Source organism: Enterococcus cecorum DSM 20682 = ATCC 43198 (assembly GCF_000407565.1).
In the GTDB taxonomy this organism is placed as follows: domain Bacteria; phylum Bacillota; class Bacilli; order Lactobacillales; family Enterococcaceae; genus Enterococcus_E; species Enterococcus_E cecorum.
Genome location: NZ_ASWI01000003.1, coordinates 730,925 through 742,881, shown reverse-complemented (window position 1 = coordinate 742,881; position 11,957 = coordinate 730,925). Strand labels below are relative to the sequence as shown.

12 protein-coding genes and 1 other annotated feature are annotated in these 11,957 nt (G+C 36.4%); of the genes, 1 reads left to right on the top strand and 11 read right to left on the bottom strand.

Going from position 1 to position 11,957, the window contains the following annotated elements:
* Position 1 precedes the first annotated feature (1 nt).
* From I567_RS04395 to I567_RS04370, 6 genes are all read right to left on the bottom strand, one after another.
* Entirely contained in the window at positions 2–283 is a 282-nt protein-coding gene (locus I567_RS04395; protein WP_016251044.1) for a hypothetical protein, read from the bottom strand.
* Between the two features lie 5 nt (positions 284–288).
* Positions 289–912, bottom strand: a complete 624-nt coding sequence (locus I567_RS04390; RefSeq protein WP_016251043.1) for a LytR/AlgR family response regulator transcription factor — start codon at positions 910–912, stop codon at positions 289–291.
* 243 nt (positions 913–1,155) lie between these two features.
* Positions 1,156–1,968: an amino acid ABC transporter substrate-binding protein gene (locus I567_RS04385; protein ID WP_016251042.1), complete on the bottom strand. Its 813-nt coding sequence runs from the start codon at positions 1,966–1,968 to the stop codon at positions 1,156–1,158.
* Positions 1,969–1,995: 27 nt separating this feature from the next.
* A complete protein-coding gene (locus I567_RS04380; protein WP_016251041.1) occupies positions 1,996–2,625 on the bottom strand; it encodes an amino acid ABC transporter ATP-binding protein in 630 nt (209 codons plus the stop codon).
* Between the two features lie 10 nt (positions 2,626–2,635).
* On the bottom strand, positions 2,636–3,277 hold the full coding sequence (locus I567_RS04375) for an amino acid ABC transporter permease (RefSeq protein WP_016251040.1): 642 nt from the start codon (positions 3,275–3,277) through the stop codon (positions 2,636–2,638).
* Between the two features lie 247 nt (positions 3,278–3,524).
* Positions 3,525–3,752 (bottom strand) — a binding site (T-box leader).
* Between the two features lie 56 nt (positions 3,753–3,808).
* Complete coding sequence (locus I567_RS04370; RefSeq protein WP_016251039.1) at positions 3,809–4,675, bottom strand: helix-turn-helix domain-containing protein; 867 nt, start codon at positions 4,673–4,675, stop codon at positions 3,809–3,811.
* 237 nt (positions 4,676–4,912) lie between these two features.
* Here I567_RS04370 and I567_RS04365 point away from each other — a divergent pair, with 237 nt between their 5' ends.
* Positions 4,913–6,016 (top strand): ABC transporter ATP-binding protein, encoded by a 1,104-nt coding sequence (locus I567_RS04365; protein ID WP_016251038.1) that lies wholly within the window; start codon positions 4,913–4,915, stop codon positions 6,014–6,016.
* A 76-nt stretch (positions 6,017–6,092) separates the two neighbouring features.
* On the opposite strand, the gene I567_RS04360 is transcribed toward I567_RS04365, so the two are convergent.
* The 5 genes from I567_RS04360 to I567_RS04340 all read right to left on the bottom strand — a co-directional run bounded on the left by I567_RS04360 (position 6,093) and on the right by I567_RS04340 (position 11,911).
* Positions 6,093–7,352, bottom strand: coding sequence for an MFS transporter (locus I567_RS04360; protein WP_016251037.1), 1,260 nt, complete (start codon positions 7,350–7,352; stop codon positions 6,093–6,095).
* A gap of 110 nt (positions 7,353–7,462) precedes the next feature.
* A complete protein-coding gene (locus I567_RS04355; protein ID WP_016251036.1) occupies positions 7,463–9,544 on the bottom strand; it encodes a DNA topoisomerase III in 2,082 nt (693 codons plus the stop codon).
* Positions 9,492–9,854 carry a DUF1033 family protein gene (locus I567_RS04350; protein WP_018345423.1) on the bottom strand — a complete coding sequence of 121 codons (363 nt, stop codon included), beginning with the start codon at positions 9,852–9,854 and terminating at the stop codon, positions 9,492–9,494. The genes I567_RS04355 and I567_RS04350 overlap by 53 nt, the downstream gene beginning before the upstream one ends.
* 451 nt (positions 9,855–10,305) lie before the next feature.
* Positions 10,306–11,427 carry a tRNA 2-thiouridine(34) synthase MnmA gene (gene mnmA, locus I567_RS04345; RefSeq protein WP_016251034.1) on the bottom strand — a complete coding sequence of 374 codons (1,122 nt, stop codon included), beginning with the start codon at positions 11,425–11,427 and terminating at the stop codon, positions 10,306–10,308.
* 142 nt (positions 11,428–11,569) lie between these two features.
* Positions 11,570–11,911 (bottom strand): DUF1831 domain-containing protein, encoded by a 342-nt coding sequence (locus tag I567_RS04340; protein WP_016251033.1) that lies wholly within the window; start codon positions 11,909–11,911, stop codon positions 11,570–11,572.
* Between the last annotated feature and the right edge of the window lie 46 nt (positions 11,912–11,957).

Below are 11,957 nucleotides of genomic sequence, written 5' to 3'. Positions count from 1 at the left end.
GTTAGATTTTATGGTCTAACTTTTGGGGGTCGGTACATTTCTTAGCACTTTCCTTTTTTACTAATAATAAGAGCAACATGATTGAAAAGAATGCTTCTTGTGTGGGATTAACAATATTTAACGCGCGATTGATATATATTGGAATAACTATTAACAAACTGATTAACGTCCCCCATAAAATTTTTGAAGAGACAAAGTTTATTCCACCAAAAAAGGCATAACCTAATAATACCGCGATAAGAAACAACAATTCATACATCACTGCATTGATTAACTCACCCATTTAGATCACCCATTTTCCATATAATCCATGTATTTTCGTTGTAATTCTTGATATTTTTTTCGACCCAGAGGAATTTTCGCATTTGAGAGCAGCGTCACATCTTTCCAAGTCATCTTTTTAACTTTTGATAGCACAATGGCATAAGAACGGCGACAAACAAAAATCGGTAGTTGCTGAAATTGTGCTATTGTCTCTGTAAAAGATTGATGGATAATCATCTCCGCTTGTGGAAATAGATGAATTTTCGTATAGCCTCTTAGCGCTTCGAAATACTCGATATTTTCTAGATAGAGGGTATGAACCGTATCATGAATATCTTTTATCGTTATTTTCAAGTTACTCTGTGTAATCTTTTTACTTACCTCTAACACTTTGATGAATAACTTTTCCTTCTCGATGGGCTTACTGATAAAGCCTAGCGTTTTTTCACTAAAAGCTTCACTCATTTGTTCAACAAAATTTGAGACATATACGATCCATGAAATCTTTTTATTCCTTATCAAATATTGATTTAAAGCAATCCCATCTAGTCCATCCATTTCAATATCTAAAAGTAAAAGGGCCATCTTTACTGCTTTTTCATCCTGAATATAGTCCAATACTTCTTGTGCATTCATAAAATCGAACACTTTGATTTCTTGTCCATACTGATGAGAAAATTATGACAATAGGTTATGTAATTGTTCATGAATAGCCATATTATCATCACAAATTGCTACGTTCATCTTTCTCACCTCTCGTTATAATTATATCACTTTTTCGTCATTGAATATACCAAAATATAAAACGCTTTCTTAGTTTTTTCTCTGAATAATAAAAAAAGAACCACTTCCTTTTATTGAGAAGTGGCTCTGAGTATCAAAAGCAAATCCTTATTGTTTAGGTGTGACGTCTTGGCCAAACCATTTTTCTGAGATTTCTTTAAACTTGCCATTTTCTTGTAATTTTTTGAAACCTTCATTAATTTGTTTGGCTAATTTTTCGTCATCTTTACGTATCCCAACAGAGAAATCTTCGCTATCAAATGGTAATTCGATAATATTATATTCTGCTAATTTTTTGGCTTGTGTCAAGTAGTATTCAGCATATACCTTATCAATTAGCAGACCATCAATCCGGCTATTTTCTAAATCGATAAAGGCTTCATTAAAACTAGCATACAGCGTCGCATCATTATTTTTAACGATATCTTGTAGAACTTCTGGCTGTTTCGTAAAAGTATCATAACCTGAAGAGCCTTCTTGTGCCCCTAACACTTTGCCTTTCATTTGTTCAGGCTTGGTGATATTGCTTTTCTTAGGTGTGACTAGCACTTGGGTATTTTTCATATAAGTATCTGTGAAAGTCACTTTTTTCTGACGTTGAGGAGTCACAGAATAACCATTCCAAATCATATCGATCGTTCCATTTTTTAATTCTGTTTCTTTCATCGACCAGTCAATTGGTTGGAATTTCACCTTTTGATCCGTTAATTCAAATACGGCTTTCGCTAAATCAACATCAAAACCAACAATTTTACCACTGTCATCTTTGAATCCCATTGGCACAAAGGTATCATCTAGCCCTACCACGACTTCTTTTTTGTCGGCAGCAGACTTACTCGTTTCGCCTTTTTTCTGAGTAGAACATGCGCCTAATACTAAACCTAACGCAACAACTGATAATACTTTAAATAATTTTTTCATTTTCATCTTCTCCTTTTATTTTTATGTTTATTCAACAGGGGTTACCTGATAAAGTTGATCGGCAATTCTCTTGGCAAATTCCAAATCATGAGTCACCACAATTTGCGTCATACCTGCTTCTTTCATTTCTAAGATTAAATCAGCGACTTGTTGACTTAAACCTGGATCAAGGGCACTCGTTGGCTCATCATAAGCTAACACTTTGGGATTCATCGCCATCGCCCGTGCAATTGCGACCCGTTGTTTTTGCCCACCAGATAATTGATAAGGATAATGGTCCAAAAGTTGAGATAAACCTAAACGTTGCGCCAAGTTTTGTGCCATTTGTTGAGATTCGACCGCCGATTGCTTCAATGCCAACTTAGGAGCTAACGTAATATTTTCCATCACACTTAGATGTGGAAATAATTGAAAATCTTGAAAGACGACCCCAACGACTTGTTCCTTTGAAGTGCTTGGATTAAAGGGGTGGCCATCTAATAAAAATTCGCCACTATCATAAGTTTCTAAACCAGCTAATATTCTTAACAGTGTCGTTTTCCCACCACCAGAGGGACCTACAATACATAAAATCGAGCCTTCTTCAATGGATAAATCTAGATTGCGAATAATTTGTCGTGAACCGAATGCTTTGTTGACTTGTTTTAGTGCTAACATACAATCCCTCCTAACGATAATAATTTAAGCGTCCTTCAAAGTATTTCAACAGTAAAGTCACGATGGCAGTCATTAATAGATAAACGATTGCCACGCCTACTAATGGCAACAAGGTAGATTCTCTTTCCATCGCAATTTTACCAATACGCATCACATCGGATAAACCTAAAATATATACAAGCGAAGTATCCTTGACTAGGTTAATAATTTCATTGCCGACAGAAGGTAAGGTAATTTTAGTGACTTGCGGAATGATGATTTTACTAATCGTTTGCCAAGGACTTAGATGCAATACTTTGGCTGCTTCATATTGGCCTTTAGGTATGGATTGAATCCCACCACGGAAAATTTCTGCATAATAGGCGGCATAGTTTAGAATAAAGGCAATCAAAGCTGCTTCAAAACGATCAAAGACGATGCCGATATAAGGCAAGCCGTAAAAGACTAAAATTAATTGTAATAGTAACGGGGTTCCGCGCATGAGCCAAACATAGAATTGAATCAATAATTTCACTGGATAAAAGCGGCTCCTTAATAAGAATGCTAACAATACCCCTAGTGGAATTGAACCTAAGATGGTCAATCCAAATAGCTTTAATGTTACCCCTGCCCCTTGAATAATTTGGGGAAACGTATCTAATATTACTTGCACATGTATAACCTCATTTCTCTATGATTGGTGAACTTACCCACTATCTTGCCCTCAAGGTATAAAATAAGTCCTTTGATCATTTTGACCAAAGGACGTGATTGACGTGGTGCCACCTTTTATTTATCTTTCCCTCGCAGAAAAGAACTCCGTGAGTCAAGTAAACTTTTTTTTGGGAAACCTTATCCTGCTTGGAGCTGATCGACCCACCTCATATCCTTAAAATAAAAAAGTCCTTTGGTTTTTTTAACCAAAGGACGTGTTGACGTGGTTCCACCTTTTTTCACAACTACCTCGCAGTAATTGTCTCAATAAGTCTACTTGACTCTGGCTATAACGGGCCACCCGAATCTTCCTACTTCCTCATTTCAGAAAATCTACTCCAAGATGTGTTTCACACATAGGTCTCTACTTCTTTGCACCAACCAGAAGCTCTCTGAAAAAGGACTATGGCTACTCTTCTTTTCAACGTATTTTCAATTTGATGAATCCAATTTATCAGAAAATTTTGAGGATGTCAATATGAAAATTCGATTAAAATTTTAAATTCGAAATTAAATAAACCATTAATAAATCATTTAGCTCTTTCAAATTCAAATCAAAACGTTGTTGAAACTTTTCCATTTTATACAATAATGTATTACGGTGCATGAATAAATCTTTAGCAGTCGAAGAAACGTTGGCTTGATTTTTCCATAATGCATGGATGACTTCTTTCATGCCTTCTTCTGCAAAAAAGATTTTTCCTAACTCTTTTAATGACTCATAATTCGTTAAATCTTGACTCGTTGCTAAATATAAAACGCAATCACTCAAAGAAAGATACTTTTTAGGATTTTCAACTAACATTTCTTGAAATAACCGGCTTTCCTCACGATAAATCTTCGTAAAATCAACCTCGCTTGGATAAAAAGCCCCCACAAATATCTGGGTAAAGGTCGCAAAATCATCATCCAAAGCCGTGAACAATCCATGCAATTCTTCTTTTTGATAATAATTCTCTGTTCTTTTGTCAATAAGTAGGGCTTGGTTTGAACTAACAAATAAACAATCGACTAAATTTGGCAAAATAGTTTCCATCGTTTGTATCCATGAATGATAAATACTGTCATCCATCCGCTTAAACTGGACTTGAATAATCCGGTATTCACCCGCGTCTTTTTCAGAAAGTCGTGTATGTTTGAATAAAACTTGATACCAAAATTTGCGCTCTAATTCATAAAGAGGGGCTACATTGGGATATAATGTTAAAAGTAATTTTTGCTCTGTAACGCTTAACTTTTGCTTTTCAATACAAAAGAACTTTCCCTTATATGGAATACACAAAAAATCTTTATTAAATAAAGGCTCATCCTTAATGAAACCTTCCGCATAAATTTGCTCTAAAGGTAAAATTTGCATTGTCATCACCTCAATTATTTTCATCTTTATTGTATCTAAGAAAGACAGATTCGACAATTCTTTCTATGTGTGAAAAGCGATTTCAACATTTTGCACAATTCACTGAGGTGTTCTTTGTACATGTTAACGTTGAGATGTAAAAGGCTTTCATTTATATTAAGGATGTCGATAAAAAGATTTCTCGCAAAAATAAACTTTGCGAATAGGATGATTAAACATAGAAAGAGGTATAAACTTATGGTAGAAATGGCTTTACGACATGTATATAAAAAATATGATAACGCTGAAAAATATTCAGTAACAGATTTTAACTTAGAAATTGCCGACCGCGAATTTATCGTTTTCGTTGGTCCTTCTGGTTGTGGTAAATCAACTACTCTACGTATGATTGCCGGTCTTGAAGATATTTCTGAAGGTGAATTATTAATTGGCGATAAAGTGATGAATGATGTCGCACCAAAAGATCGTGATATCGCGATGGTATTCCAAAACTATGCCTTATATCCACATATGACAGTATTCGATAACATGGCTTTTGGTTTGAAATTACGTAAATATGATAAAGCAGAAATCAAAAAACGTGTGGAAAATGCCGCTCAAATCTTAGGCTTGTCTGAATATCTTGATCGTAAACCAGCTGCTCTATCTGGTGGTCAACGTCAACGTGTTGCCTTAGGACGTGCGATTGTGCGTGATGCTAAAGTCTTCTTAATGGACGAACCTTTATCAAACTTGGATGCGAAATTACGTGTAGCCATGCGTGCAGAAATCGCGAAGTTACACCAACGTTTAAATACAACAACGATCTACGTTACTCACGACCAAACAGAAGCGATGACAATGGCTGACCGTATCGTTATTATGAAAGACGGTATTATCCAACAAATCGGCTCTCCAAAAGAAGTTTATGATACACCAAGCAATGTCTTTGTAGCTGGTTTCATCGGATCACCTGCCATGAACTTCTTCAAAGTAACCTTAAAAGATGGTTATATTACAAACGATGGTGGTTTGAAAGTGAAATTACCTGAAGGACGTAATAAAATCTTAGTTGAAAAAGGTTATGAAGGAAAACAATTAATCTTTGGTATCCGCCCAGAAGATATTCATAGCGAACGTGTCGTATTAGATGCAACTCCTGATGCTTGTGTGAAATCAACTGTTGTCGTATCTGAACTTTTAGGTGCTGAAACCATGCTTTATACTATGATTGGTGATACTGAATTTGTTTCTCGTGTGGATGCGCGTGATTATCACAAACCAGGTGAAGAAGTAGAATTAGCCTTTAACTTGAATAAAGCACACTTCTTTGATGTAGAATCTGAAGAAGTTATCCGTTAATCTTGCACATTTCTAGTCTTCGTCCCCTTTTTATACATTAGTTTAGGCCTAGCAATCCATCTGCTAGGCCTTATTGTTATGCTTGATTTTCTTGTGGTTTTATTTCCGCTGATTTTAAATTGGCTTGTAATAGAATGGGTAACAGTACCATCATGACAATCATAACGATTCCTGAAATAAAGAAGGTCAGTCCACCGTTGGCCACTTCAAATAAGAATGAATAAAAAACAATTCCCAGAGGCATTAATAATTGCACTCCAGTCATTAAAAAGTGAAAGACACGACCTTGAAACTGTGGATCGACATACGCGCTTAACCAAGTATTCAGCGGCACATTTAAAAGGGTAATACATACACCCATTACAAAATTTCCGACAATCATAATGACAATCATCCATTTTAACGGAAGAGATTGCATCAATATAAATCCGAGAATACTCATAATTGCCCCTAATGAAATCACATAAATGTAGGTATTCAAAAGTGGATAACGAATATTTTTAATCATAGATAAAATCAAGGAAGCCAAGATTAATCCAAATCCAAAAGCTGATTCAGAAAAACTATAAGCTTGTGTTGGAAAATGAAGTTGGTGAATTTGAATATATGGAATTCCGACGCTAATAGAAGATAAGACGAAATTAATGGACATACCCATCACCATCGCAAACATCAATAAACGATCCTTTTTGATATAATTTAATCCGGATAAAAACATCTTTAACAAAGAATCCTGTGACTCATCCACGTGACTGTCGCTAACTTTGCGATAATGAAAATTCACCATCATCAAGACTATTACTGCCAGACTTTCACAAACAACTTCCAACAATACGATATTGGCTAAGGAAATAAGCACATAAATGATGCCACCAATAATTGGCGCAATAATTTGACTCACTGCTGAAACTAATTGTTCAAAACTTCTCACCTTTTGTAAATCGGCTTCATCTACCAAATGAATAGTTGCTGCTCCATAGGCCGTACTCAGAAAAATATCCGCTAGCCGTAATACAATCAATAGCAAATAAGTGGAAATCAACACGGAAAAACCACTTTTTAACGAAAAAGCATAAAAGACAAGCATCAGAATACTCACAACTTGTGCAATAAAGATGATTTTCTTCTTTTCAAAACGATCGACCACTGCCCCAGCAAATGGCAGTAAAACCAACGATACCACAGGACCAATTAACTGCGTCCCACCAAAAGCAAGTGCAGAATTGGTTTTGGATAAAATTTCTAACCCGATAACAAAAGATAAAACACTACTGCCTAAAGAACCAAAAATCAATGAAGTAATGATTTTAACAATCTGTTTGTTTCCTTCTTTCATTTCATCACACCTTTTTTTAATTATTTTTTCATTCATTTTACCACAGCCAAATATCATGCACAACATAAAAAAGATACTCGCCTCCATGCAGGATTTGAGTATCTTTTGTATTATTTATCTTCAGCCATCATCGCTTTTAAGGCTAAAGCTAATGGACTTTCCATTTCTGTATTTTCTTGACTGTATTTTTTCAATAGTCGTTTTTCTTCATGTTTGGTCATTTTTTGTTTTCGTTCAGCCTTGGTTTGCATTTTTTCAGTCGTGCCATCATATTTACAACGATAATAAGCGCCATTTTTCCCTTCGATGATTTCCATTTTCTTATGACATTGTGGGCAACGATGATTGGATACTTTTGGCTCTTTTCGTCTTGAGTATTGACAGTCTTCATTCGTGCAGACCAAACGCTTGCCATCGCGACCATTCTTTTCTTTTAAGAGCGAACCACATTCTGGGCAACGTTTTTGCGTAATTGAAAAATCTTGATAGCTTTGGTTACTTTGCTTAATCTCAGCCACTAAACGCTTCGTATCTTGTTCGATTTGTTGGATGAATTCTTGACTCTTCATCTGACCTTTCGCAATTTTTTCTAGGTTTTTCTCCCATTTTTCCGTCAATTCAGGCGTGACTAATGAAGGATTCACCAAACCTAGTAGCTGTTTTCCCTTAGGAGTGACCGCTAAATAATTGGCTTTGCGTTCCATCAAGTCGCTTTTAATCAACTTTTCTATCATTTCAGCACGCGTGGCCGGCGTACCTAAGCTATATTTTTCCATCTTCGCCAACAAAGTACCTTCACTCAATGGCTTAGGCGGGGTGGTCAATTGTTTTTCAATGCTAAACTCACCCTTGATTTTTTGACCTTCTGTATAGTGCACGACCTTTGCTTTTACTTCGTCACTTGCCCCTTTCCAACCTGGTTCAAGCACTTTTTTATTACTTGCAACAAAGCGTTCAGCACCAAATGATAGTGTGATTTTCTCAACCTTTTCTTGATATTCAGGTAAGAACAACATCAAAAAGCGTGACACAATCATCTGATAAATGCGTTGTTCATCACTGGATAACTTAGCAAAATTTGCCCTTTGTTCAGTTGGAATCAAGGCATGGTGGTCAGAAACCAACGCATTATTAAAGACTTTCTTTAAGACAACTTTAGACCCATTTTTAATAATCGTCTTGACTTGCGGATCAAAATCACTAATTGCTTGTAGGCGTTCCTTCATCGTATTTTGCATATCCGTGGTTAAATACTTACTATCAGTCCGCGGATAAGTGACGACTTTATGGGTTTCATATAGGCTTTGCACCAAGGAGAGCGTTTTTTTAGCAGAAAATCCGTAACGTTGATTAGCCTCACGCTGGATTTCTGTTAAGTCATAAGGTAATGGTGCGGCTTGGCGTTTGACTTTTTCTTCAATTTTTTCCACGGTGCCTGCTGTTTGGCTCATCTTTTGAACTAATTGTTGGGCCGCTTCTCGTGTTTTGATAGCTTGCGGATTCTTTTGTTGATGAGTAAAGGTCAACTGATTATCGGCAAACTGAATTGTAAAATATTCTTGTGGAAGAAACTTTTCAATTTGCTTTTCTTGCTGTCTCACTAAGGCCAAGGTCGGTGTTTGTACACGTCCAGCACTTAGATTATCTTGATATTTCACAGTTAAAGCGCGGGTCACATTTAATCCTATCAACCAGTCCGCCTTTGCTCTAGAAATAGCTGACTCATATAAATTGTCATATTGACTGGCTGGTTTTAAATTGGCAAAACCTTGTTTAATGGCTTTGTCTGTTTGTGATGAAATCCATAGACGCTTCACTGGTTTGTTAAATCTCACCCACTGCAAAATCCAACGGGCAACTAACTCTCCTTCACGTCCAGCATCGGTCGCAATCACGGCTTCTCCTACATCTTTTCGTTTGGCCAACGATGCAATCGCCTTTAATTGATGACCAGTTTTTGGTAAAGGTTTGATACCTATTTGCTTTGGTAACATTGGCAGTGTCTCTAATTGCCATTGTTGCCATTCTTTGTTTAGATCTTCAGGCATTTTTAAGGTTAATAAATGTCCTAAAGCCCAAGTGACGATCACTTTGTCGCCTTCATAGTAATTTTTAGTTTTCTTCGTTGCTTTTAACACTCTACTCAGATCTTTGGCAACACTTGGTTTTTCCGCAATGATTAGCTGTTTCATATAAATTCCTTTCACTTGTTATTGTGACGGGTTCAAAATCTTTTAATAAAGCAATGGAATGATATTGCTGTAAATCATCCTCACATTCCTCACAATAACGTAATTCTTCTTCATTCCAAAACGCACAAAGATAATTTTCTTTTGCACTGACACAGGAATATTTTATTTTATATTCATGCCATAATAAGGTGTAAGCTACGACTGCTTCCTCAAAAGTAGCAAAATATTGTTCTTCCACAATGTCTTCTTGCCAACCTTCAAAGAACCACCACACTTCATTATCACCATGCATACGAATTACTTGATACATCCTATTCACCATCTCTATTTTCCTAAATCATTCGTAACAAATCAACAAAAACTTTTATAACAATTTTTAGTTTGTATTTCCTTTTGTTTCATTCGTTGTAAACTATATACTATTTTTCCTTGATAACTCTATAGTATTAAGCTTTGATTTATCTGGCAAATAATTTACTTGTGAAAAGGACAGTAAAGCAAATTTGTAGTATCTCATTTATAAAAAAAATACCGAACAGCCGCTAACAAACAACGACTATTCGGTAATATACAGTCTAACTTTTGGTCATGCTGTTGCCCGTAGCTGACCGAGTCGATTTACGACCTTTATTGACGGCGTAAATCGACTAGCTACTTCGGCGTATAAGCCAGCCCGTCTGGGAAAGTCTTTACTTTTCGGACTTTCCCGACATTCTGGACAAACTTATCCGCTCGTAGCTGATCGAGTCGATTTACGACCTTTATATATACTGCATTTGTTTTTGGTCTTGGTAGGCTTGGTCGATGAGTCCGCCGCCTAAGCATTCTTCTCCGTCATAAAAGACGACTGCTTGGCCAGGGGTGATGGCGCGGGCTTTTTCATCGAATAATACTTCAGCACGGTCCCCATCTAATAAACGGACAGTAACGGGTACATCTTGTTGCCGATATCTAAATTTAGCGGTACAGCGAAATTCTTGTGGTTTTTCTTCATTCGTTGTGAAGTGAATTTGGCTTGCTGTTAAACGGTTCGCATACAATAATGGATGGTGGAAACCTTGATCTACAATTAAGGTATTTGTTGCAAGGTCTTTTCCTACTACAAACCATGGCTCTTGTGTTTTACCGCCCCCACCAATACCTAAACCTTGGCGTTGACCGATTGTATAATACATTAAACCATCATGCGTTCCTTTTTCTATTCCATCAGGAGTCATCATTTTCCCAGGTTGAGCGGGTAAATATTGACTCAGAAATTGTTTAAAGTTCTTTTCACCAATGAAGCAAACACCCGTTGAATCTTTTTTCTTGGCAGTTGCTAAACCAGCCTTTTCCGCGATAGCACGTACTTCTTTTTTCTCTAAATGTCCAAGTGGGAACATAGTTTTAGACAATTGTTCTTGTGATAACTGACTTAAAAAGTAAGTTTGGTCTTTGTTATTATCATTTCCTCTTAGCATATGCACGACGCCATTTTTATCACGTTTCACTTGTGCATAATGACCCGTTGCGACAAAATCTGCACCTAGTTGCATGGCATAGTCTAAAAAGGCTTTAAACTTAATTTCTTTGTTGCACATAACATCAGGATTTGGGGTACGACCCGCGCGATATTCGGCTAAGAAATATTCAAAAACACGGTCCCAATACTCTTTTTCAAAATTCACTGAATAATAGGGAATCCCAATTTGTGAAGCGACTGCCGCAACATCTTTATAATCTTCTGTTGCCGTACAGACACCATTTTCATCGGTATCATCCCAGTTTTTCATGAAGATTCCGATGACATCATAGCCCTGTTCTTTTAATAAAAGGGCAGTAACCGACGAGTCAACCCCGCCACTCATACCTACGACAACACGAATTTTGCTGTTGTCTTGCATAAAAAATCACCATCATTTCTTTATAGATTCTGAAATCTACTACGATTGAAGGTCGCATTATTTTCAGTAAATTTCATTATAGCGCAATTTTTCCCAACATGCACGAAAAAAATCGCAGTACACAGACTACGATTTTCTTACCTTATGCTTTTTCTAATAAACCACGATCGATAAATCCATCCATCAAGAAATAGAATTTATCTTGCAACATTTTATGCTGTTCGCTCTTGAAAATATTGACTGCTTTAAGACCTGTCGCATTGGTAATCGACATTTTTAAAGTTTGAAGGTCTTTAGAAATAGTTATTTTTAATTTAAAGCCTTCCTTACTTTGAGGAGTTGCTTCTAATGAACGAATCAGTTGGAAGTTGCCTCCATTTGTTTCAACAAAACCATTATCACGCAAGGTATAACGTTTTGCATTTGGGTTCATTTGGTATTTGACAGTTGAACCTAGAACTGTTGCTGTTTTTTCAAAAGCCATAAATCTAGCCTCTTTTCATGTTTTTCTTTATTTTATCACAGCTTTT

Bases quoted from the DNA above. Each gene is read 5' to 3' on its own strand.
- I567_RS04395 (WP_016251044.1), bottom strand. From the start codon at position 283: ATGGGTGAGTTAATCAATGCAGTGATGTATGAATTGTTGTTTCTTATC.
- I567_RS04385 (WP_016251042.1), bottom strand. From the start codon at position 1,968: ATGAAAAAATTATTTAAAGTATTATCAGTTGTTGCGTTAGGTTTAGTA.
- I567_RS04380 (WP_016251041.1), bottom strand. From the start codon at position 2,625: ATGTTAGCACTAAAACAAGTCAACAAAGCATTCGGTTCACGACAAATT.
- I567_RS04370 (WP_016251039.1), bottom strand. From the start codon at position 4,675: ATGCAAATTTTACCTTTAGAGCAAATTTATGCGGAAGGTTTCATTAAG.
- I567_RS04365 (WP_016251038.1), top strand. From the start codon at position 4,913: ATGGTAGAAATGGCTTTACGACATGTATATAAAAAATATGATAACGCT.
- I567_RS04360 (WP_016251037.1), bottom strand. From the start codon at position 7,352: ATGAAAGAAGGAAACAAACAGATTGTTAAAATCATTACTTCATTGATT.
- I567_RS04355 (WP_016251036.1), bottom strand. From the start codon at position 9,544: ATGAAACAGCTAATCATTGCGGAAAAACCAAGTGTTGCCAAAGATCTG.
- I567_RS04350 (WP_018345423.1), bottom strand. From the start codon at position 9,854: ATGTATCAAGTAATTCGTATGCATGGTGATAATGAAGTGTGGTGGTTC.
- mnmA (WP_016251034.1), bottom strand. From the start codon at position 11,427: ATGCAAGACAACAGCAAAATTCGTGTTGTCGTAGGTATGAGTGGCGGG.
- I567_RS04340 (WP_016251033.1), bottom strand. From the start codon at position 11,911: ATGGCTTTTGAAAAAACAGCAACAGTTCTAGGTTCAACTGTCAAATAC.